We start from the raw sequence: 23,252 nt of genomic DNA on the forward strand, positions 1-23,252 counted from the left end.
TTCACGCGAAACAGACCTGCTTCTCCATCTCGGGAGAACGCAGGTCTAGCTGTTGAAAAAAGACTTCATTCTTGCGTCATGCACTCGTTTCTTGAGGCGCCCCTCCTGCGCGGCGGCGACGGTTGATCCATGTACGCACCCCGAAGGAAAACAGCGTGAGCACAAACAGAACGCGAAACAGCTGAAAGGCTGTGACCAAGAGCGGGTCTGCCCCAAGAGTCAAGGCAGTCAAGCTCATCTCTGCAATCCCGCCCGGTGCATTCGCCAAAATCATGGTGATTGCCTCCGTCCCCATCCCATACGAGATGCCTACTGCCAGAGCGATTACCATCACGAACAGAAGAATGGAATGCATGAGACCGAGCAAGAAGTAGCGACGGCTGCGGGCGATGTCCTCTCGCTTGAAGCCTAGTCCGATCCCCACTCCGATCAGCACCTGAGCTCCTTTCACCAGAAAACCTGCCAGGGCTGGATGTCCGGTGGCAAGCGGCGTGTTCAGCATCACGACAGTGGTGAGCATCAGCGCACCGAGCAGAAATGGGGCGGGAAACGAACAACGGGAGGCAATCCACGCCCCACCTATTCCAACGACGAGGATCAGCAGCGTCTTTCCGAATCCCAGCACCTGATCAGGCACAGCTGCTTGCATCGCGGCATGATGCGGCAGCCACGTAACGAGGAAAGGCGTGCAAAGCACGATGATGACAGCGCGAATCGAGTGGAAAATGGATATAATCTGCTGGTTCCCTCCAACCGTCTTTCCAATCGTCACCATTTCGGATAAGCCTCCCGGGACGTTGCTGAAAATGGCGGTTATGCCGTCAACCTTGCCCACTTTCCAAAAGATCCAGGCATTGATAAGACTGATCAAGACAGTCAGGATGGTGGCGATCAGCATCAAACCGATGTGACCCGTCATGGCCTCCCAGATTTCGGGTGTCATGCGCAAGCCAAGCGATATGCCGATCACGACCAAGCCTGCTTGGCGAGACCACTTTGGAACCCACAGGTTTCGAACACCGAGAAACGTACATACAACCGTAGTAATCAAAGCTCCGAGCAACCACGGAAGCGGGCTGTGAATCGCGCTAAACAGCAAGCCTCCCAGTGCTCCAAGCAGCATTGTAAACGTTGCGCGCAGCAGCATAAACGTTTCCCCTCTGACGATCTGACGTAAAGTGCGGTTCTTTGGTGAAGTACCCCTAGTGTAGTACAGCCGCTCCCGCAGAAAAAATACAAAATGGTTATCGGCAGCGATTCCTTGGGTGAATGATGGCGGGCGGGCTGTTGTGGAGGGGAGGAAAAGAGAGAAAACGCTCGGCGTTCCTGTCCGATGATACAAAAAACCTGCTACCTCCAGCATGACTTCCATGCGGGTGCAGCAGGTTTTCTTTTCTTTTACTGAGGGACTTCTATATCGATCTGTTCCATGAATTGTACAAAAGCTTTGACCATCTGCAGATCTAGCGCGTCCTCATGATAGAACATCCACGTCTTTCGCTTGATCGGATCGCCTGCTGCGCTCGTCAGTCCGATCATGTACAGATCGTCTTTGCCGCTCAGAACTACCCGGGGCAAAATGGCGTAGCCTAGTCCGCTCGCTACCATTTCACTACACGTATCCGCCTTGTCGACCTCCATGCCGATCTGCGGCGGCTGGGAAAAATTCTCGGTCCACCAGCCGTCAACCAGTGCTCGCAGCATGGGATCCGTCTCGTAGTCAATTCTCGGCAGATTAGGCAGGTCTTCTATCTGGATCGGTTCCCGGGAGACAACACAGACGGCTTCTTCGAACAGCAGCAGCTTTTTGTCCGTCCAATTGTAATTCCCCCGGACGAAGCCCACGTGGACATCTTGATTGTACACACTTTTGTAGACATCTTTACTCCAGCCGGTGATGACCTTGTAATCGATGTTCGGGTATGCTTCTTTAAACCTCTTCAAAATCATCGGCAGCTTGTAGCGCGCGAAGTAATTGGAAACTCCCAGCCTCAGCGTTCCATTTACCTCGTTCCCCATATTTAACACATTTTCCTTGATGTTGCGCAGCCGCAGCAGCATCTCATCTGCGCATTTTGCCAGATATTCGCCTTGGGGCGTAAATTGCACCCCTCTGCTCCCACGCTGTACGATCTGCACCCCAAAATCTTTTTCGATCTGGCGCAATCGTTTCGTCAGAGCAGGCTGGGAAATATACAACGCCTCTGCTGTCTTTGTGATATTCTGCTCACGAAACAAGGTTTGCAGGATGTGCCAGTCGCGATATTCCATGTATTACAACGTCTCCGCGTGATCTTGTCCGATCTGATTGGCTTTTTCCTTTTCCGCTTTGCGCTTGAGGTAGTTCCCCACTGCGATGACGACCAATGCCAAGGCAACTGGCAAAATGATGTGCAGGGCAGGCAAGGTCTCTTCGATAAATCCCCCGACCAGCTTGTCTCCTACGACCATCTCGCCCGCCGTATAACCGAGTAATGCCGCTCCGAGCAGGACGATAATCGGAAAACGGTTCATCAGCTTCATCAAAAGCTGGCTTCCCCAAATGATCAGCGGAATACTGATGGCCAGACCGATCAACACCAGCAGCATGTTGCCGTTGGCTGCACCCGCCACCGCGATGACGTTGTCCAAGCTCATGATCAGGTCTGCGAAAATAATGGTTTTCAGCGCTTCCATCATGTTCGCACCGCCGCCGATGTGACTGTCCTCATCCTCACCTTTCAGCAGCTTGACTGCAATCCAGATGAGCAAGAGGCCACCAACAACCTGTACCAGCGGAATTTTCAACAGATAGATAGCGATAAAGGTCAGAATGACACGAAGTCCGATAGCCCCAAAGCTTCCCCAGAAGACTGCCTTCTTTTGCAGCTCCGGGCTCAAGTTTCGACAGGCAAGAGCGATCACAACCGCGTTATCGCCACTCAGTACGATGTTTACAATAATGATTTGCAAAAGACTTAGTAAAAACTCTGTCATGATTGCTCCCTCCTAAAAATGTAACGGTACTGTCAATAATAGACCTTTCTCTATTAATGTGCAGTAGTAATTTAATTACTTGCATAAATTTTATGGGAAGAAGTCCTGTTTTTGACTTGATACCTCTGGAGTAAAAGTTCTGCAAACCCGGTACGTTTGAACCAATTCGGGAAATTGTGGGTGGAGGCGTTCACCAGCTTGAGCCGGGAGAGTGGACAGATGATACTTCTATGGCTCTCTGCTTGGCGGAAAGTCTATTGCAGGCAAACGGGTTCGACCCGGCAGATCAAATGAAATGGTATCTCAAATGGTTCCGCGAAGGATATTTAAGCAGCAAGGACCACTGCTTTGATATCGGCAATGCAACCCGAGATGCCCTCCTCTCCTTTGAAAAAACAGGGCGTCCCTACGCCGGTTCAACGGATCCTTGGTCTGCCGGAAACGGTTCGATCATGAGGCTAGCGCCAATCCCGCTGTTTTATGCAAAGGACCCTGCTCTCGCCTTGGAAATGTGCGCTCGCAGCTCAGCTACGACCCATGCTGCGAAAAATGCCGTAGACGCCTCTCACATAAAAGATACCACGGGAGCTGTGTACGGTCAGTTGGCAGGTGCGTATTATGGCATGGAGGGATTGCCGCCAAAAATGTGCGCGATCATTAAACATCGAAAGCTCATCGAAGCCATTGCCGTCAGGCTTTATCAGAACAGGTATCATCCTAGCCGCCTCTTTCCTTGAACAAAAGACCCATGTGCCTCGGAAATTCCGGTTCACACGGGTCTTACTCGTCCTTCCTACCTATTCGCCGCCTCATCCTCTTCCGATGGCCAACCGCCCCATAAATAGGAATGCCAAGCACTTCATTGTACCATTTTACAGATACTTCCACATCTTTTACAGGCAGTTGCACAACGGCAAAATTGGTGATGTTGACCGACATTTCCCTCGCCCCTTCAAATGATTTCCACTTCATTTTACCATTTCTGCTGTGCCATCTGGCAAATAATTCAAAAATAGGGAAAATAAAAAGGGCGGGCTCCGATGCACAAGGCCTGCTCCTTTTATCCCGCCATAATCCTATACCGACTTCATGTACCGATACATCGCGTAATCCGTGCGTACCTTCCGAATCGCTAACCAGACCGGCAAGCCTCGCGCGACCCAGCGCAGTGCGGACAGGATATTTTGTTCGTCTTCAAACTGCTCAACGATGACCACTGTTTTTTCATTGATATACTGCTGAAGCTCGTCCCAGCCCATTTCGGAGTAGGCATCCCGCCCGTACGTTTTCAGGTCCAGAAAGTCCTGGCGCTTCGGCTCTTTGATTTGCATGAGACGGCTGATGGCTCTCGCGCAATCAGGGTGAATTGGATGGTGAGATGACATGCGATTATTCCCTTCTTTCCTTTATAACGGTACGGTCCTCAAATGAAAGGGTCGTTTTTTCGAAATCGAGAATAAAAAAAAGCAACTGTCCGTAAGAACAGTTGCTAATTTCTATCATTAGACTACAGTTTTACAACATTCTCAGCTTGTGGGCCACGTTGACCTTGAGTAATGTTGAATTCAACACGCTGACCTTCATCCAAAGATTTGAAACCATCGCCTGTGATTGCGGAGAAGTGAACGAATACATCGTCTCCACCTTCAACTGAAATGAATCCAAAGCCTTTTTCAGCGTTGAACCATTTAACTGTACCTGTTGTCATCAATAAAAACCTCCAAATTTCAAGTGAGCCATATGTGCCGCATAAGCACTATTACTCTAACAACTACTATAACACATTTCATTTAACTATGATAGAAATATAAAAATATATCGTTCGCAAATTTGTTTCCAATTTTATTTCACTGTTTAGCCTCTTCAAGCGAATCATAAACGAAAGACTATCGGGTAGAGAAAAAGAAAAGCTTAGTACCCTATTGGCACTAAGCTTTTCCTCTCTCCATCCACCAGCAAACAGGCTACTGAACAGTCGTGATGGGTTTATGTTCCACTTTCTTACGGAGCCATGGTCCTTTTCCAGCAAACAGGCATGGAATGTAAATGATGACTCCCACTCCCACCGCAATCCACAGCCAGGAATCCCAGCCGGAAGCAGCCACGACCAGAGGAGCAATCAAGGTAGTCAAAATGCCCATCATTTTGGATACGAGCCCAAACACCGCCCATGCAGAGGATTGCAGGGAAGGGTTGACGTCCTCAGCATTCTCCGAAAACAGGGCACACCATGGACCATAAGCGATACCGATCAGACCACCGAGAATGGAAGTATAGATCATCATGGCACCATCGGATACCTCTTTGCCAAACAGCGAGAGGAAGAACAGCATATAGAGGGCAAACAGAATAGCTCCTGTCAGCGATACGATTTTTCGCAGCTGAAGTCGGTCAGAGACCCAGCCTGCAATAAGCAGTGTCAGCAGGTTAAACAGCCAGAAGTACTTGGCGATGGATGCCGCCGCGTGAGGCTCATAGCCAAAAGCATCTACCAGCATTTTCGGGCCGAATGATGCGATCGTCAAATAGGTAAGCAAAAAGAAGGAAACACCGATGCTGAGCATCCAGATGTGGGGAATCCCCAAAATGTCGCGCATCTTCGGTTTGGTGATAGCCTTTTTGTCTTCTGATGCTTTTTTGTTTAGCTCCACTTCATTTTCAATGACATGAGCGCGAAGCTTTGGAGAAAGGTCACGAATATTAAACATGATGACGATCGCTGAAACGGTCGCAACGGATCCTCCTATAATAAACTGCGACTGCCACGACTGATAGATGGGCAGTGTCCATCCTGCCATTGCTGCTGCAAAAAAGTTGGAGCCCACTGGCCCAAACGTCCAAAAGCCAAAGGCGAGTGCACGGCCGAGACGTGGCGAGAAGTCACGCACCAAGCCTGCCGTCGTTCCCAGAGCCAGACCATCGACGAATGCGAGCAAAATACGCAGGAGTAAAAGTCCCGAGAGCGAGCTGACGAGAGCCATGCAAAAGACGCAAACAGCGGTGAGGAACAAGCCTGGAACCAAAAAACGGACGCGGCCGTATTTATCTGACAGAGGTGCGACGATCAATCCCGAGATGGCGGAGGCAATGACGGAAATCGCAGAGACGACGCCGTACTGGGCGAGCGTAATGTTCAAATCATTCAACAAGAGCGGCAGCACCGGTGCGATCTGAGCTTCGTAGGATGCGATAAAATTCGCGAGAATGGCGATAAACAATAACCAGATCCTTTTTCCTCCGACTGGATATTCCGTGAGTTCCCGGGACAATAATCCCGTGCTTTTTGGCATTTTTCGTCGCCTCCTTTAGTGGTAAAGCGCTTACAAATCCAAAGAATAAGAGCAAACTCAAACGAAACGCACCGAGTCACTAGCGTTGCATTTGGTAGGTGACGGCGTCCAGCAGACCTTGACTCGGTATCTTGCTGAACGCCGCGAAAGGAATGTTATTGGGAGACGACTCTATCCGTTTGTTTCCACTTCATCAAGGCATCGAGCGCCTCGACTTGCCCACCATTCACCCACAGCGGATTGATTTCCAGCTCCTGCAGACTTTGTTTTGCAGAAAAGGCAAGCTGGCTCACTTTGTAGATCGCATCCGTTACCTTCTCCAGATCGGCAGCGACTCTCCCTCGCGTTCCCTTCAGCAAAGGAATGCCGCGCAGCTCTTCCAGCATCACTCTGATCTCATCACGCTCAACCGGCAGCACACGCAAGCTGGTGTCCTTGAACACCTCGACGAAAACGCCGCCTATTCCTACCGCCAGTACCAATCCCCACAGCGGGTCATTGACAATCCCCACCAAAAGCTCCGTTCCCGGCGGCCGCATCGGGCTGACAAGCATACCTTCGATTCGACTGCCTGGTGCTCGTTTTTGTACATTCTCTAAGATCTCCTGATAGGCATCGGCTACCTCTGCCGCGGAAGCAAGTCCCAGCTTCACGCCGCCAATATCGCTTTTATGAGCGATATCCTCGGATTGGATTTTCATCGCTACCGGGTAGCCTACCTTCTCAGCTGCCGCGAGCGCATCCTCCAGCTTCGTCGCGAGCAAGCCAGGAACGACCGGTACGCCGTGCTCCTCCAGAAACTTGCGCGCCTGGTATTCGGACCATTCGCCGCCCGATACATCTACAGCCAACTGGGCCACAGGATGCGCTTTATTTGCCGCCGCCGCTTTCGTCGCCCGATATTTCTCGTTCCACCAGACCGCTTTTCCTAGTGCGGTAAGCCCGTGCTCCATCCCTCCCACGAAATGGAGGCCGTACTTGTCAGCCACCTTCTGTCCAAACGGCGTCATCTCCAGTGAGGTGTTCATCACGAGAATGACTGGACACGCGGCATTATTGACGATTTTGGACAGCTCTTCGTACTGCTCGTAGACGGGGGCGACGTCCTCCGGCTCTACCCTGGGCGGGTCTACCAATGAGATGATGAAATCCAGCTCAGGGTCCCTCGAGACTGCCGCCAAGGCCCGCCGCATCAAGGTTCTGTCAACAACGACGTACCCCGTCACATCGAGCGGATTGTGCACGGTTGAAAAGCTGGGGACGATCTCCTTGAGCGCTTGCACCGTTTGCGGAGAAAACTCTGGCAGCTCGATCTTCTCGTCGGCAGAGCGATCTGACAGAATATCGCAGGCCCCTCCAGAAGGTGTTACGACGCCCATTCTTCGTCCAAACAGCGGCGGTGTGTAACCTAATAGCCCAGCTGTCGTGAGCAGATCCTCCAGAGAGTTGACGCGAATCACACCGAGCTGACGGAACGCCGCGTCATTGACCGCGTCATCCCCGACCAGTGCACCGGTATGTGCCATCGCGGTATGTGCGCTTTTTTCACTGCGTCCGATCTTCAGCGCAACGACCGGCTTGCCGTACTGCAGCGCTTTTTTGGCTACCCGCGCAAACTCTTCAGGCTGCCGGATCGACTCCAGGAACAGGGCAATGACCTTTGTCGAGTCATCCTCAATCAAATAATCGATGATATCCGTCGCAGAAATCATCGTCTCGTTGCCCATCGCTACGAGAAAGCTCAGGCCCACATTGCGCACCTGCGCCAGCGTCATAATCGAGCTGGCCAATGCGCCGCTCTGCAGAACCACACCGACCGGCCCTGCCTTGAGCGGCGGCGTGATCGGCAAACCATACGGCGTCAGGCTCGAGGTAACGTTGACAAACCCGTTGCCGTTTGGTCCCAGAATCAGCTGATCATGCTCTTTGGCAAAGGCGAGCAGCTCCTGCTCCAGCTTTTGTCCCGCTTCCCCTAGCTCACTAAAGCCAGCCGTCAAGAGGACCAGATTGCGGATTTTTTTCTCTGCCGCTTCCTTCATCACCTGCATGATGTGACTGGAAGGGACCATGACGTATGCCAAATCAATCGAGTCCTCAATATCTAGCAGGGAGTGATACGCTTTTTGCCCGTGCACGACATCCCGATTGGGGTTGACGCAGTAGATTTCACCGCTAAAATTCATAATATTCAGATTTTTATAGGTAAAAACCGACCACATGGACTTGTCTGTTGCCCCGATCAGCGCTACATTGCGCGGATGGAAAAACTCCCGCAAACGTTCGGGGGATACGGCTACTTTTGCATTTCCACTCAATACCGACACCTCCAGTTCAATTCAACCTGCTTTGTAGCTAGACTAGCTTGAAATAAGGCAGAGTGAGATCATCGTCCACTTTCTCGAAGGTGACCGTAACCGGTTTACCGATGGCAATGTCCTCCCGATTCCCGGTGATCCGCGTCATCATCCGCACGCCCTCTGCCAGCTCAACGATCGCCACTACATAGGGAGCCTGATCAGCAAACGGACCAAACGCTCGATGAACAACGGTATAGCTGTAGATTTTTCCCTGTCCGCTCGCCTGTGTCCATGAGATCTGATCGGAAAAGCAGTGTGGACATAAGAGCCGCGGATAAAAAATGTGCTTGCTGCAATCATCACAATGCTGGATCATGAGCTCGTGGTTGTTCAAGCCATCCCAATACGGCTTGGAATCGCTGTCGACCACCGGCTTTGGAATTTGGCCCGCCATATTAATCCCTCCCCAGAATAACCGTTGATGTGGATGAGAGGACGCCGCCTGTACCGTTGACCAAAGCAAGCTTGGCATCTGGCACCTGACGCTCTCCGCTTTCCCCCCGAAGCTGGCGAGCCGCTTCGATCAGCAAGAAGATCCCGTACATGCCTGGATGGGTATAGGAAAGCCCTCCGCCGTTGGTATTCATCGGGAACGCCCCTCCTGGAGCGGTTCGCTGACCGCTGACAAACGCCCCGCCCTCACCTGGCTTGCAGAAGCCGAGTGCTTCCAAGGTGAGCAGTACGGTGATGGTAAACGAATCGTAAATTTCTGCCACATCGATCTCATCATGCGTCACTCCCGCCATCTCAAAGGCACAGCGACCGGACTCACGCGCTCCTGTCATCGTCAAATCAGGCATGTTGGCAATGGAATTGTGGGTATGCGTCTCCCCGTGTCCGAGAATCCAGACCGGACGTTTTTTCGCACGAGCCGCTGCCCGTGCAGACGCCACCACCACAGCCCCGCCGCCATCCGTCACCAGGCAGCAGTCCAGAAGATGCAGCGGCTCTGCAATCATCCGGGATTTCAGAACATCCTCGATCTCGATCGGCTCGCGCATCATCGCTTTTTCATTTTTCATCGCCCATTTGCGCGTAGCTACCGCGATCTCTGCCAGCTGCTCCGATGTCGTCCCGTACTGGTGCATGTGCCGCATGGCCGCCAGCGCATACGCCCCGACTGTCATGGGCAAGCCAAAGGATCGCTCATACTGCTCCGTGAGAGGAGCAAAAGGGACGGCAGCGCCCCGTGCAGGATTGGAGCGCTGGGTGCTTCCATAAGTGATCAGCGCTACGTCGAACAGTCCTGCTCGAATCCCTGCCAAGGCATGCCCGACATGCGACTCAAACGAAGAGCCGCCAATATTGGTTCCATCCGTAAATTTCGGCTTGATGCCCAAATATTCTCCCAGCATCAAGTTGGGCGCCCATGCCCAGTTCCCCGCGGTAAAGAGTGCATCCACATCATCTTTTGTGAAGCCAGCATCATCCAGCGCCGCTTTTGCCGCTTGTGCCTGCAGCTGCAGCACGTTTTTCCCTGGCACCAAACCTAGATCAGACTCGGCGACCCCTACAATCGCCGCTATACGCTCGGATTTCAAAACCACTCACCCCCACTAAACTGTTTTCTGAACGGTATTGGATTGCTGATGTGCAGACGTTTTCCTCTCCCGATGCGTCCAGAGCAGAAAGGCGCCGACCGTCAGAAGCAGCAGCCCACCGGAGAAGAAGAAAGGACTGCTCGCATGCACCGAGAACAGCCATCCGGCAATCAACGGCCCTAGCGTACGCCCCAAGCTGCCTACTGTGTTGTAGGAACCAAAACCGCTGCCCTGCAATGCCGACGAGATTCGCAAGGAAATCCCAGTCGTAATGGAAGGAAAAGCAAGACCACGACAAAGGGAAAGGAGCGCCACTGCGCCAAATGCCCACACCAGCAAATGAGAGAGTCCCAGAAGGAAGAAGCCGACTGCTCCAAAGGAAAAGCCAATCACAATCGTCATCATGTCTCCATAGCGGGTAAAAATACGGGCAAAGACGGTTGCCTGGGCTATCGCACTCACCCCTGCATTCATCATGAACGCCCAGCCCGCCATCGTCTGCGTCGACTGAAGCGGGCCTGTGATGTAGTAGGAAAGCGTTGAGGATATGCTCGCGTCCGCCAATGCGATAACAAACGATCCGAACAAAAGCGGCGCGATCATCCTGTTTTTCAGCAGTAGGCCTAATCGTTTTACCCCAGCTACCCATGCGTTTTCTTTGTTCACTTCCGGGCGGATCGCTTCCGAAGCCCCTTCCGCAGGCTTACTCCCTCGCGGCAAAAAGCGCATCGCCAAAAGTCCGTTGAGAATCGAAAGCAATCCGACACTGGCAAAGGGCACCCCAATGCCGAAGATACTGAGAAACGCTCCAACCGGCGGTCCGAAAATAAAACCAATGCCATTGATCGAGCCCATATAGCCCAGTATTCGCGGCCGTTCCTCGGCACTGGTCAGCTCTGTCACCAATGCCATCGAAGACGGAGATACGGCTGATGCCATCATCCCTGCCAGAAACCGCAGGATCAGCAATACCGTGATATTGGGTGCCAGCGCCAAGAGTGCGGAGGACAAACCATAGCCGACGATGCCCATGATCAGGACGGGGCGACGTCCGAGCCTATCGCTTGCCGCGCCCCAGAGAAAGCTGGAGAATAAGGAGGCGACCGAAAAGACGGAGATCGCCAGCCCCATTTCCAGAGGCGTAGCACCCAAGTGTTTTGATAAAAAAGGCAAGGTGGGCAAGATTACCCCAAATCCCAAGCTCGTGAGAAACATGGTTGAGAGCAGGAGCCAAATGGATGCCTTTCGCGTGAGATCCACCCTCTTTCATGCAAGACAGGAGGGATGGTCAGGCGGTCTGATAGTACGTAAGCGACGCTTCCCCGACTGTTAAGGCTTTTCCCTCTTCCCGTTCAATCCGAACCTCCAGGCCAACGGTACGCTCTTTCTCGTCCTTGGCTACCACCTTTGCATGGCAGGTCAGCACGTCTCCTGGAAAAACCATTCCGGCAAAGCGCACCTTCAAGCGGCTCACAAACCCATGCGTTCCCACGATCCCGGCAGCATGCTCGGCGAGAAAGCCCATGCTCAGCATGCCGTGGGCGATCACGCCAGGAAGGCCTACCTTGCGTGCCGTCTCGTCATCCGTATGAATCGGATTAAAGTCACCGGAAGCTCCTGCGTATTTCACCAATTGCACTTTTTCTATAGCCGTTTGAATCAATGGTTCCAGCTGCTGTCCTACCTCGATTTCGTCCCAGCGAATCGAATGCATGGACCTATCCTCCTTTCCTGACCAGCCTTACAGAATGATTGTGCTTCTTCCCGTGAATACCAGATTCCCATCCAAATCCTCGCCGCGAATTTCCGTTACCAGAAAGGTCATCGCCCCTAGTTTTCCTGCGCGCTCGTACACATCGACTACCTTGCTCGTGCAGCGCAGCGACTCTCCTGCGACGATCGGACGTACATAGCTATACTCCTGCTCGCCATGCAGCACGCGCGCCGCCTTGATTTGAAGATTGGGATTGGGTACACGGAATGTCGTCGGGAATGTCGGAGGTGCGACCAAGCTGGCAAAGCCGTGTTTTTTCGCAAATTCCTCATCCGTATAGAGAGGGTTGGGGTCGCCAATCGCATTGGCAAACGTCCGTATTGCCCCTTTTTCGATCTCTATCACTTTCGACTCGCTTGTGCTGCCAATCACACTGCGATCAAGCACCAAAGAAGAGCCCTCCTTTCATAGAATCGATTCGGTTTTACAAGAGCTCGCCCACTTTCACATGGCCTTTGAGCAGGTTGCGGGAGATCGTCCGTTTTTGGATCTCATCCGTTCCTTCAAAAATGCGCCACAAGCGAGCTTCGCGGTACCAGCGCTCGATTGGCAGCTCCTTGGTGTAGCCCATGCCGCCGTGAATTTGCAGCACGCGGTCCACGACCTGGTTCGCCATGACCGATCCAAACAGCTTGGCGATAGAGGATTGGTGACGGGCATCCATGCCGTTTTCCACCATCCATGCGGCGCGCAGCACGATCCATTTGGCTGCTTCGATCTCCACAGCAGAATCGGCAATCATCCATTGGATCGCTTGACGCTCTGCGATCGGTTTGCCAAAGGTAACACGCTGCTTGGAATAATCAATCCCCATTTGCAGCAAGCGTTCGGCTGCCCCTACTGCACGTGCTGGAATCGCCCAGCGCCCTTGACCAATCCATTTCATACTCAGGTTGAAGCCTTTGCCCAGCTCGCCCAAAATGTTTTCTTCCGGCACACGGACGTTTTCAAAGACGAGAGAGGCAGGTCCCCATTCGCCCATCGTCGGGATGTTTTCCGAGCGCCAGCCCATGTCACGGTCCACCAGGAAGCAGGTCACACCGCCATCTGCGCCTTTTTCCTTGTCCGTTACCGCGAATACCATCACGAAGTCTGCTTCGTTTCCGTTCGTGATGAATGTCTTTTCCCCATTCAGCACGTACTCGTTGCCATCCTTGACCGCTGTCATGCGAATGCTGCGCGCATCCGACCCCGCTCCTGGCTCTGTGATCGCAAAGCAGGAACGACGCTCGCCATTAATCAATGGGATCAAATATTTTTGCTTTTGCTCCTCGTTGCAGTGATACAAAATGTTATCTGCACTGCCGCCGAAGTTGAAGGGGACGAAGGTTCGGCCCAGCTCCATGGTAATCAAGGCACTCATGATCGGACCGAGATTGGCTCCGCCGTATTCCTCAGGTGTATTGATTCCCCAGAAGCCCGCTGCTTTCGCTTTTTGCTGCAAAGCTTTCACTTCTTCACGGGAGATCCCTGGCTTGCCTTCCCGTTCATTGCGCAGCACCTGCTGCTCATAGGGCATAACTTCCTTTTGTACGAAATCCCGTACCGTACGTTGTATCATGCGTTGTTCATCGGTTAATGTGAAATCCATCCTGCATTCCTCCTCTTAATTAGCGGCTGCCGCCGTTGATATAAATGACTTGACCAGACACATAGCTCGCATCGTCACTCACCAGATACGCCACCAGATTTGCTACGTCCTCCGGCTGACCCACACGCCGCAATGGGATTCGCTGCGAAGCCAGGCGCTGGTTTTCTTCAAAATCAGCCCCTACCCGCTCTGCTGTCTGGCGTGTCATGTCCGTCGCAATGAAGCCAGGAGCAACGGCATTGACGTTGATGTTAAATGGGCCAAGCTCTATAGCCAGTGTCTTCGTAAAGCCCTGCAAGCCTGCTTTTGCTGCGGAATAGTTGGCCTGCCCGCGATTGCCCAATGCAGAAGTGCTGCTCGTATTGACGATTTTTCCGTAGCGCTGTTCAACCATGTACTTTTGCGCCGCGCGACTGCACAGAAAGCTCCCCTTTAGATGCACGTTCATGACCGTATCCCAGTCGTCATCGCTCATCTTGAAGAGCAGATTATCCCGCAGCACGCCTGCATTGTTCACCAGGATGTCGAGTCTGCCAAACTTGGCGGCCACTTTGGCAAAGGCTCCATCTACATCTTTCGAGTCTGCCACGTTGCAGCCGATGGCGATCGCTTCACCGCCCGCTTCCTGGATCGACTGCACGGTTTCCAGGCAGGCTTCCTCTTTCAGATCGATTACGCCCACCTTTGCACCGTCTTTCGCCAGTCTTCGTGCCGTCGCCGCTCCAATGCCGCGACCAGCCCCCGTCACCACCGCTACCCTGCCTGTCAACTGCCCCATTCCCAAGCCTCCTTTTCTAAATCGCCCGATAGTGGGCCACCTTGCCAACCATCTGAACGGCAGCTCTAGCCTGCTCCTCCAGCAGGTCCAAATGCCCCTGAATTTCCGATAGCCCTAAAAAGATCGATCTTCCCTGTAAGAATGGAAAAAGTGCGTGGCTCAACTCATAAACCGAATGTGGATTCTCTCTCAAATGCTCGTAGATCCGCTCGCAGCGCTCCATTTGTTCGGTAAAACGCTTGTCAATTACGCGCCGATGCCCGCAATAAGCGGTACCATGACCCGGATAGATGGTCTGAAACGACAAATCGTACGTTTTCCGTAACGACTCGCGCAGTTGGATGAGCGGCTTTTCTCTCTCTTCCTGCTCTTGATCTGGCGGAGTAATGAAAGCGTTTGCGGAAATGTGTTCCAGCAGGTAGTCACCGACGAATGCGTCCCCCGTCCTTTCATTCCACAAACAAATGTCGCTCTGACTATGTCCCGGCACATACAGTACTTTCAGCGCTGCACCACCGGCCATTACCGTATCGCCATCTTTCACGTACCGAACGTGCCTCCACTCTTTCTGGCGATAGGGCTGCCTGCGCTGAAAAATATCTGCGGCTCCACACCGCGCAATGAACGAGTCAAAAAATGATTCCGACTGCTCGTGAACAGCTTTGCAGCAAGCAAGCTGTCTTCTTGCCTGCTCGTGGACGTAAATCGGAATGTCTACGTGCCTCTGGATGTCTGCCACGCCGCCACAGTGATCGTCGTGCATATGGGTCACAATGATTTGCTGCAGGTCGTGAAGGGAAAGCCCATGCTTGGCTAAGCCTGCTTGCAGCTGCTCCAATGACGCTTGCCCAGGTATCCCGCTATCGATCAGGGTAACGGGGTCACCCGCCAGCACGTAAACGTTCACGTCTCCTTCCATGTAGGTTGTTTCGATTTCAATTTGGATCACCTCAGAGATTAGACGCCCCTCCCCTCAGTATCTATCTGAATGTTCACACTCTTTATCTTTAGCAACAACCGTGCCAGTGAAGAGCAAGCTGGAATCCCTCCTGCTGTTCCACCCTGTCAGCCTGCGCTGTGCCTTGCCAAGTCAAATTTGATTTGCTCCCCGTCTTTCAGATGCGTTCATCGTAAGCCACAACTGAGTAACTTATTTTTGACTCATTAATTCATTTTTGTTTCACTGCCCGCCTTTGCCGCGCCCACGAAGGCGGGACGCGTAAATTGGTCCACATGCTCCGGATTCAGCTTGTGAGCCATGGCGTACTCCAGAAAGTAATCACCCAACGGCTCTCCCTTGCGAATCATTCGCTTCAAATGCTTGGCAATTCCCATCTGCTCATTACGTACGATAAAGGCTGCTTGCCCATGGTCCTTGCGAAAATAGATCACGTCCTGCAGGATCAGCTCTTCCGGCGAGCAGCCTTTTTTGATCGCCTGCTTGATCCGCTCCTCGCGACGCTCGATAATCTCCAGGTACTGCTCCAGCTTCCTCGGATACTCCTCCCGTAATACCATGCCCTTCTGGTGGGAGGTGAGGAAGTATTTCGCGTCTACCTCTAGCGTCATGCGAGCAGAAGCAATGAACTGATCGATATCGCTGTCAGGGCCAAAATACCAAGGCCCGAAGCTGGTCAAATCAATATCGCCGATCATCAGAATGCCATGCTCCGGGATATAGGGGCAGCAAAAACCCTCGCTGTGCCCAGGTGCATGGAGCATGATGACCGTCGTTCCTGACATGTTGATCTCCTGCTCATAGGGATAGATCAGCTGGGGGGTTCCGGCTGCTTTTCTGGCATCCGTGCTGCCGCTTCCTCCAGTCTTCCTCATTTCCGCAAACTGCAGGAGCCTTGTGTAGTCATACGGATTGATCAAGATTTGCGTCTGATCAAACAAAGGCGTCCCACTCGTATGGTCAGGATGAAAGTGCGTCAAAAAAATTTGTCGGATCGACTGCTCCCGCAAATAAGCGAAAACGGAAGGGCCGCCGCCGCAATCGATTAGTGTGCTCTCCCCACCACTCTTGTCGCGGATCAAAAGAGAGGTAGAGAATGGCGAACGGCTCTGACTCTCTCCGGGGACGATTTCCACGGGACCGATTTTTTTGTAATTCATGACGTTACCCCTGTGTCAGCAGCACGTTTTGAAATTCCGCCGTCAGAAGCGGTACCACCTCAAAGAGATCGCCCACAATTCCATAATCCGCCACCTGAAAAATCGGAGCTTCCGGATCTTTATTGATAGCTACGATGCATTTGGAATTCGACATTCCCGCCAAATGCTGAATCGCTCCAGAGATGCCGCAAGCAATGTACAGATCAGGGGTCACGACTTTTCCGGTCTGCCCGATCTGCATCGCATAGTGGCAGTATCCCGCATCGCAGGCACCGCGTGATGCGCCAACCGCACCTCCAAGTACGTCAGCAAGCTCCTTTAATACGGCAAAGCCTTCTGCGCTTTTGACCCCACGCCCGCCGGAAATGATGATCTTTGCTTCACTCAGATCGACACCGCCCGCCGTTTTGCGCACAATCTCTTTGACAATCGTTCGAATATCCTTGATCTCTGGCTGGAAGGGAACGATCTGCGTTTGCACTGGGTTCTCCACCGGCTGAAAGTTGTTGGCACGCAAGGTCGCAAAGATGACCCCTTCCTGGAATCCCCGCTTCTGAAATGCTTTTCCCGCGTAGATAGGACGGTCAAAGGCAATGCTCCCCTCTCTGTCTTCCATCGCGGTGCAATCGGTGAGCAGACCTAGCCCCAAACGAGCCGCCACTCGAGGTGCGATCTCTTTTCCGATCGCGGTATGCCCCATCAGGATGACATCGGGAGAAATCGTTTGGACCAGCTGGAGCAGCGTTTGTACATAGGCATCAGGCGTGTAAACAGCGAGGGCATCATCCTCCGCCACATACAGCTTGCTGGGACCGTACTTGCTGATGGCTTCCACATGAGCAGCTCCGCCATTCCCGATGAGAGCGGCGACAACTTCCCCGCCTGCTGCCAGCTTCTGCGCCACCGTCAGCGCTTCAAATGAAACATTTCTCAGCTTTCCATCCTTTGTTTCCGCAAGCACCATGACTTTTTTTCCCATGGGTATTCCTCCTCTATTAGATGACTTTCGCTTCTTTGCGCAGCAGTTGGACCAGCTCGCTCACCTGCTGCCCGAAATCGCCGGCGAGGATTCGTCCCGCCTTTTTTTGCGGTGGATAAAATTGATCGAACACGACCGTCCGTGCAGCCAGCTCTTCTTTGTTCATTCCCAAATCATCGACAGTCAGGTACTCCAGCGGCTTTTTCTTCGCTTTCATAATGCCTGGCAGAGAAGGGTAGCGCGGCTCGTTTAATCCTTGCTGTGCTGTTACCAGAAGGGGGAGTGGGACCTCGGCAATCTCGACGTCTCCTTCCACGTCGCGCTCGACGGTAGCTGTATCTCCCTCGATCACGAGCTTGGTCACCGCCGAAGCATGCGCGATACCCAAGGCCTCTGCAACGCGCAGCGCCACTTGGCCTGCTCCCGAATCTACTGCCATATTGCCCCCAATCACCAAGTCAAAGGGTCGTGTCTGAATCGCAGCCGCGAGCAGCTGGGCTATCGTCCATTCGTCACATTCGAGGTCTTCCGGATCAATCCGTACGCCACGGTCAGCTCCCATCGCTAATGCTGTGCGGATCGCATCCTCTGCCCGCTGCGGACCGACCGTGATCACCGTTACTTCACCGCCTACCTCTTCCCGCAGCTTGACAGCCTCTTCCACCGCGTACTCGTCGTACGGGTTGATGATAAACTGCACGCCATCTTCACTGATTCTCCCATTCTGCAGGACGACTTTTTCTTCTGTATCAAATGTTTGCTTGAGCAGCACCAAGATGTTCATTTGTGTCCCTCCCCTTTTTCCAGCCTTTTCGAAATGATGGATACGTAGGTTTCTTGAAGCACAAAGCGTGCCAAAAGAAAGAGTGTTCTCCCCGTAGCAGGGACAAAAAAAGACAGCCCTCCTGTCCCACGGAGGCTGCCTGAATGCTTCTCGTTTTTCCTTACAGCTTGTATTTTTTCAGCTTTCTGACGATCGTCGCCTGACTCGTTCCCAGCTCCTCCGCCATCTTGTAGGTGCTATGGAACTTTTGTACGGCCAGCGCAAGAATCTCCCGCTCAGCGATCTCGGCAGCTTCTTTTAACGTCATCACTCTATTGAGTTCACTGGTTACGGAATGGCTTCCTGCACATTCACACTCGGCATAGTCTACGGGCAAATCCTCGACCATGATAACACTTGACGGAACAGTGAGGACCAGACGCTCGACCAGATTCGTCAGCTCGCGGACGTTTCCCGACCACTTGTAATGGTAGAAGAAGCTCTCCAGCTTGTCATCGAATCGCTTCTCCGTGCTGTATTTGCGGTTCACTTTCTCGAGCACAGAATTGGCAAGCGGAACGATATCTTCCTTTCGCTCGCGAAGCGGCGGGATCGAAATCGGCAAGACGTTGAGCCGGAAAAACAGGTCTTCCCGAAACTTGCCCTCTGCCACCATCTGCTTCAGATCGCGGTTCGTAGCTGCGATCAAGCGCACGTCGATTTTTTTCGATTTCGTCGCACCGATGCGTTGAATTTCCTTTTCCTGCAGCACCCGCAGCAGCTTCACCTGAAGAGCGAGCGGCAGCTCACCGACTTCATCCAAAAATAGCATGCCATTGTCCGCCAGCTCAAACATGCCCGGCTTGCCCGTTTTGTTGGCTCCCGTAAAGGCACCCGCCTCGTAGCCAAACAGCTCCGACTCCAGCAAATCGTAAGGGATCGCACCGCAGTTTACTTTGATGAACTCTCCCTTTTGGCTGCGCTTGGAGGACGCGTAGAGATGCCGGGCCAGCACGTCCTTTCCGACACCCGTTTCACCTAAAATGAGAACGGTCGCATCGACATCTGCCACCCGCTCTGCCATATCGTAAATATCAATCATTTGCTTGCTTTCGACGACGACATCCGAATCGATCAGCTTCAGCTTGCCTTTCAACAGGTCCAGCTCGCGGCGGTAATGGCTGTTCAATTCAAAGGCCCGCTGCAGCTCGTTGTAGTAGTGATTGACCTCCGTCAGATCTCTTACGTTCGTGATGATCTTGTCAATTTCCCCGTTTTCTTTCAAAATCGGGATCCCTGTCGCGAATGCCTTCCTCTCCGATAACTGATACACGTAGTCGACTCGCTTTCTCTCCTCCAGCACTTTTAAGGTAATGGAGCGTTTCAGCGTCCCTTCCTTGACCAAATCGGCTACATTGTGCCCCACAAAGCAGTGCTTGGGATAGCCAGTCATCTTTTCAATCGCTCTGTTGACCTTCAATGTCACACCCTTCTCGTCAGTGATGTATATCCCGTCATTGGAGCTTTCCATCACGGCCTCCAGCTGCGTTTCCAGATTGGCGATCTCTTGGCGCAGCTGCTGTACCGGTGTGGTATCCGCTACGATGTACAAGGTGAACGGCTGCTCTTCTACCAGGATGGAATGGTGCAGCAAAACATAGGGACGGTTATGTAAGGTAACGGAAACAAGAAAGGATTCTTCTGGCTTCCACTGATCAAACACGGTTTTCACATCCGCACCAACCGTATCTCCACCAGCAAGTCTGGCAAAAAGGAAATTGTAATGCTCGATACAGTCCTCTGCATTCGTAATCACCAAAGGAAAGGGTAGAAACTCCAACCATTTTTGACAATGCTGCACTTTGGTTCCCTCCTGAGTTTCATGATCGAAAGCGTTTTCAAATCGACAGCTGACGAAAAGTCCACCAAGAAAAAACACACGAATGAGCAATCCCGTGCGAGCTTCCCTTGCTATTCAGTTTCCCTTAAATTGCCATTGTTTAAATAGTACAACATTTCTGAATACTTGTCTTGATCATTTTTGAATTTTTGATTCAACTTTGAATTACGGTCTTTTCCGTTCGCTTTAAAAATGATGTCTGTGTGGCTTCAGTGGAGAGGAGGAAAAGCGAGAAAACGCTCCGTTAGTAGGGCCACTTGCTACGGGGTCATCCCTGTCCGGCTCCATTCCAAAAGCGGACCCCGCGTCCAAAGTGGTCGTCTCTCGGATGCTTGTTCAGAGGTGGACGCTAAAGGCAGGTTCCGCTTTTTCCACTCCGCCTGGGCTGTGTCCCTAATGCCCTCCCTTTTTTCTCTCTTTTCCTCAGCCATCTATTTTGATTGAACGGGCTTTTTGTGGGGCTATTCAGGGAGTTCATAGATAGATCTTTTCTTTCTGACTTTGCGGAGAGGAGGAAAAGCGAGAAAACGCTCCGTTAGTAGGGCCACTTGCTACGGGGTCATCCCTGTCCGGCTCCATTCCAAAAGCGGACCCCGCGCCCAAAGTGGTCGTCTCTCGGATGCTTGTTCAGAGGTGGACGCTAAAGGCAGGTTCCGCTTTTTCCACTCCGCCTGGGCTGTGTCCCTAATGCCCTCGCTTTTTTCTCTTTTCCTCAGCCATCTATTTTGATTGAACGGGCTTTTTGTGGGGCTATCAGGGAGTTCATAGATAGATCTTTTCTTTCTGACTTTGCGGAGAGGAGGAAAAGCGAGAAAACGCTCCGTTAGTAGGGCCACTTGCTACGGGGTCATCCCTGTCCGGCTCCATTCCAAAAGCGGACCCCGCGTCCAAAGTGGTCGTCTCTCGGATGCTTGTTCAGAGGTGGACGCTAAAGGCAGGTTCCGCTTTTTCCACTCCGCCTGGGCTGTGTCCCTAATGCCCTCGCTTTTTTCTCTTTTCCTCTGGCCAGCTGATTGTTTTCGAGAATCAGCAAAGGCCTTCCTTGCGCCTTTATCAAACCAAAAACCCCTCACGAACGATCCATCCCATCCGTGAGGGGCTTGCTAACCTGCGATCAGCGATTTTTCTACGATTTCTGCGATGTCCAGTGCTTTTACTTGTTCCTCGGCTTCCTTTGCCTTGATTCCGTCGCCAAGCATGGTCAGGCAGTAGGGGCAATTGCTGCCGATCGTCGTTGGGCCAAGCTGGAGTGCTTGCTCGGTTCGCTCTACGTTGACGCGTTTTCCCTGCGTTTCCTCCATCCACATCATGCCGCCGCCAGCGCCGCAGCACATCGCGTCCTGCCGGTTTCGCTTCATTTCCAGGATCGAGACGCCAGGGACGGACGCCAGGATTTTCCTTGGGATGTCGTAAATGTCGTTGTAGCGGCCAATGTAGCAGGAGTCGTGATAGGCGACGGCTTCTTTCACCTCATTGGCTGGGACGATGCGCCCTTCCTGTATCAGCTTCCAGATTAGCTCGGTATGGTGGTACACCTCTGCTTCCAGACCGAACTCAGGGTACTCGTTTTTAAACGAATTGTAGGTGTGCGGGCAGATCGTCACGATCTTCTTCACATCGTGAGCCTGGAATGTCGCGATGTTCTCCTGACAGAGCTGCTGGAACAAAAATTCGTTGCCCATACGTCTTGCCGTATCTCCAGAGTTGCGCTCTTCGTTGCCCAGGATTGCAAATTTGACGCCTGCTACATTCATGATTTTAGCGAAGGCTTGCGCGATCTTCTGGCTTCGGTTGTCAAAGGAGCCCATCGAACCGACAAAGAAGAGATATTCGAACTCATCTGTTTCCTTCACAGTCGGGATATAGAGATCCTCCCGCCCTTCCCGCCATTTGATCCTTTCCTTGCGATTGATTCCCCACGGGTTGCTTTGACGCTCGATGTTTTGGAAATAGCGGGTCGCCTCGTGTGGCATACTTCCTTCGGTCAGTACGAGAAAACGGCGCATATCAATGATTTTCTCCACATGCTCATTCGCTACCGGACACTGATCCTCGCAGTTGCGGCAAGTGGTGCACGCCCACAGCTCTTCCTCTGTGATCACCTCGCCGATCAGCTGCTTCGCTGTATGCTCCGCTGTGACGGCAACCTCATCCATCCCCGGACCAGCAAGGACAGCTGCTGCGTTCGGCTGAAAAACAAATCGGGGCATCCATGCGGTGCGAGAGGTGATTGCCGCTCCCTTTTCAGTAAGGTGGTCGCGCATTTTGACGATCAAATCCATGGGAGACAGCGTCTTTCCTGTTCCTGATGCCGGACACATATTGGTGCAGCGCCCACACTCCACGCAGGCGTACAGATCGATCAGCTGATTTTGCCGGAAATCCTCGATCTTCCCCGCCCCGTACTGCTCCAGCGTTTCATCCTCAAAATCGATGGTGGTTAGTTGCCCGACCGGCTTGGTATCTCGCAGCATCACATTGACTGGAGCGAACAGCAAGTGCGCGTGCTTGGACTGCGGTACATACACCAAAAACGAGAGCAGAGTCAGCAGATGAATCCACCAGAAGAGGTAAAACAACCCTCCCACAGCTCCTTCACTCAATCCGGCAAACAAATACGCGATCACAGAGGAAAACGGAGCAAACCAGCTCGCTTCCTCCCCCACCCAGCGCTGCTCGGCAGCAAGACTCAGCAGAATCGAGGACATGAGCACTGTCAGAAAAATGATCACCAGCCCCGACTTCAGCCCTCGTTTCAGTCGGTTCAGCTTTTCCACATACCGGCGATAAAAAGCGTAGATGACGGCAAGCAAAACGAGAACCGTGGTAACCTCCTGCAGCAGGCTGAAATATTTGTGGGCACCGCCAATCGGATAGGCAAAGCCTTTGACGAACCCTTTGATGATTAACTCGAGTGCTCCCAGCTGCAAAATGATAAAGCCATAAAACATGATGACGTGCATGATTCCGCTTTTCTTGTCTTTTAACAGCTTCTTTTGCCCAAATACGTTCACGAGAACTTCCTGTAATCGCTGCCTCGTATCCTCTTTCAGATTCGACTTACGGCCCAGCCTGATGAAGACGACACGGCTGTAAACCACTTGAGCAAACATGTACAAGGCAAGTCCCGTTACCACGATAAAAGCGAGTGCGTTCAGCAGATCCAACATCGGCATTCTTCCTTT

22 protein-coding genes are annotated in these 23,252 nt (G+C 52.5%); 1 reads left to right on the top strand and 21 read right to left on the bottom strand.

All coding sequences use genetic code 11. The annotated features are described in order from the left end of the window. Window positions 1-76: 76 nt before the first annotated feature. The 3 genes from EDM55_RS05490 to EDM55_RS05500 form a co-directional block, all read right to left on the bottom strand. Window positions 77-1,147, bottom strand: coding sequence for an AbrB family protein (locus tag EDM55_RS05490; protein ID WP_122959800.1), 1,071 nt, complete (start codon window positions 1,145-1,147; stop codon window positions 77-79). Window positions 1,148-1,398: 251 nt separating this feature from the next. Then, complete coding sequence (locus tag EDM55_RS05495) at window positions 1,399-2,271, bottom strand: LysR family transcriptional regulator (RefSeq protein WP_122959801.1); 873 nt, start codon at window positions 2,269-2,271, stop codon at window positions 1,399-1,401. 3 nt (window positions 2,272-2,274) lie between these two features. After that, entirely contained in the window at window positions 2,275-2,976 is a 702-nt protein-coding gene (locus tag EDM55_RS05500) for a TerC family protein (protein WP_122959802.1), read from the bottom strand. A gap of 176 nt (window positions 2,977-3,152) precedes the next feature. Between EDM55_RS05500 and EDM55_RS05505 the strand changes: the two genes are divergently transcribed. Continuing rightward, on the top strand, window positions 3,153-3,713 hold the full coding sequence (locus EDM55_RS05505; RefSeq protein WP_373863305.1) for an ADP-ribosylglycohydrolase family protein: 561 nt from the start codon (window positions 3,153-3,155) through the stop codon (window positions 3,711-3,713). A gap of 43 nt (window positions 3,714-3,756) precedes the next feature. Here the strand turns inward: EDM55_RS05505 and EDM55_RS30755 are convergent, their stop codons facing one another. From EDM55_RS30755 to EDM55_RS05600, 18 genes are all read right to left on the bottom strand, one after another. Continuing rightward, entirely contained in the window at window positions 3,757-3,948 is a 192-nt protein-coding gene (locus tag EDM55_RS30755) for a hypothetical protein (RefSeq protein ID WP_246070927.1), read from the bottom strand. Window positions 3,949-4,052: 104 nt separating this feature from the next. After that, window positions 4,053-4,361 (bottom strand): hypothetical protein, encoded by a 309-nt coding sequence (locus EDM55_RS05515; RefSeq protein WP_092266298.1) that lies wholly within the window; start codon window positions 4,359-4,361, stop codon window positions 4,053-4,055. 122 nt (window positions 4,362-4,483) lie between these two features. Further along, window positions 4,484-4,684, bottom strand: a complete 201-nt coding sequence (locus EDM55_RS05520) for a cold-shock protein (protein ID WP_092266299.1) — start codon at window positions 4,682-4,684, stop codon at window positions 4,484-4,486. A 256-nt stretch (window positions 4,685-4,940) separates the two neighbouring features. Beyond that, window positions 4,941-6,266: an MFS transporter gene (locus EDM55_RS05525; protein WP_122959804.1), complete on the bottom strand. Its 1,326-nt coding sequence runs from the start codon at window positions 6,264-6,266 to the stop codon at window positions 4,941-4,943. A 155-nt stretch (window positions 6,267-6,421) separates the two neighbouring features. After that, complete coding sequence (locus tag EDM55_RS05530; protein WP_218033696.1) at window positions 6,422-8,581, bottom strand: acetate--CoA ligase family protein; 2,160 nt, start codon at window positions 8,579-8,581, stop codon at window positions 6,422-6,424. Between the two features lie 37 nt (window positions 8,582-8,618). Then, complete coding sequence (locus EDM55_RS05535) at window positions 8,619-9,017, bottom strand: Zn-ribbon domain-containing OB-fold protein (RefSeq protein ID WP_092266301.1); 399 nt, start codon at window positions 9,015-9,017, stop codon at window positions 8,619-8,621. A 1-nt stretch (window position 9,018) separates the two neighbouring features. Then, window positions 9,019-10,164, bottom strand: coding sequence for an acetyl-CoA acetyltransferase (locus EDM55_RS05540; RefSeq protein ID WP_122959805.1), 1,146 nt, complete (start codon window positions 10,162-10,164; stop codon window positions 9,019-9,021). Between the two features lie 15 nt (window positions 10,165-10,179). Next, window positions 10,180-11,424: an MFS transporter gene (locus EDM55_RS05545; RefSeq protein WP_092266303.1), complete on the bottom strand. Its 1,245-nt coding sequence runs from the start codon at window positions 11,422-11,424 to the stop codon at window positions 10,180-10,182. A gap of 28 nt (window positions 11,425-11,452) precedes the next feature. Then, window positions 11,453-11,878: a MaoC/PaaZ C-terminal domain-containing protein gene (locus tag EDM55_RS05550; protein WP_122959806.1), complete on the bottom strand. Its 426-nt coding sequence runs from the start codon at window positions 11,876-11,878 to the stop codon at window positions 11,453-11,455. Window positions 11,879-11,905: 27 nt separating this feature from the next. Then, entirely contained in the window at window positions 11,906-12,325 is a 420-nt protein-coding gene (locus EDM55_RS05555) for a MaoC family dehydratase N-terminal domain-containing protein (protein WP_092266534.1), read from the bottom strand. 37 nt (window positions 12,326-12,362) lie between these two features. Then, on the bottom strand, window positions 12,363-13,529 hold the full coding sequence (locus EDM55_RS05560; RefSeq protein ID WP_092266305.1) for an acyl-CoA dehydrogenase family protein: 1,167 nt from the start codon (window positions 13,527-13,529) through the stop codon (window positions 12,363-12,365). 19 nt (window positions 13,530-13,548) lie between these two features. Next, the gene (locus EDM55_RS05565) at window positions 13,549-14,307 is read right to left on the bottom strand and encodes a beta-ketoacyl-ACP reductase (RefSeq protein ID WP_092266306.1); all 759 of its coding nucleotides are present in this window, start codon (window positions 14,305-14,307) and stop codon (window positions 13,549-13,551) included. A gap of 16 nt (window positions 14,308-14,323) precedes the next feature. Beyond that, on the bottom strand, window positions 14,324-15,256 hold the full coding sequence (locus EDM55_RS05570; protein ID WP_122959807.1) for an MBL fold metallo-hydrolase: 933 nt from the start codon (window positions 15,254-15,256) through the stop codon (window positions 14,324-14,326). 215 nt (window positions 15,257-15,471) lie between these two features. After that, on the bottom strand, window positions 15,472-16,425 hold the full coding sequence (locus EDM55_RS05575) for an MBL fold metallo-hydrolase (protein ID WP_122959808.1): 954 nt from the start codon (window positions 16,423-16,425) through the stop codon (window positions 15,472-15,474). Between the two features lie 4 nt (window positions 16,426-16,429). Beyond that, window positions 16,430-17,404, bottom strand: coding sequence for an electron transfer flavoprotein subunit alpha/FixB family protein (locus EDM55_RS05580; protein ID WP_122959809.1), 975 nt, complete (start codon window positions 17,402-17,404; stop codon window positions 16,430-16,432). Window positions 17,405-17,420: 16 nt separating this feature from the next. Continuing rightward, a complete protein-coding gene (locus tag EDM55_RS05585; RefSeq protein ID WP_122959810.1) occupies window positions 17,421-18,188 on the bottom strand; it encodes an electron transfer flavoprotein subunit beta/FixA family protein in 768 nt (255 codons plus the stop codon). A gap of 160 nt (window positions 18,189-18,348) precedes the next feature. Further along, a complete protein-coding gene (locus tag EDM55_RS05590) occupies window positions 18,349-20,028 on the bottom strand; it encodes a sigma-54 interaction domain-containing protein (RefSeq protein ID WP_122959836.1) in 1,680 nt (559 codons plus the stop codon). A gap of 1,142 nt (window positions 20,029-21,170) precedes the next feature. Beyond that, the gene (locus EDM55_RS05600; protein ID WP_122959812.1) at window positions 21,171-23,237 is read right to left on the bottom strand and encodes a (Fe-S)-binding protein; all 2,067 of its coding nucleotides are present in this window, start codon (window positions 23,235-23,237) and stop codon (window positions 21,171-21,173) included. Window positions 23,238-23,252 lie beyond the last annotated feature (15 nt).

It is taken from the genome of Brevibacillus centrosporus (assembly GCF_003710815.1).
Taxonomy (GTDB): domain Bacteria; phylum Bacillota; class Bacilli; order Brevibacillales; family Brevibacillaceae; genus Brevibacillus; species Brevibacillus centrosporus.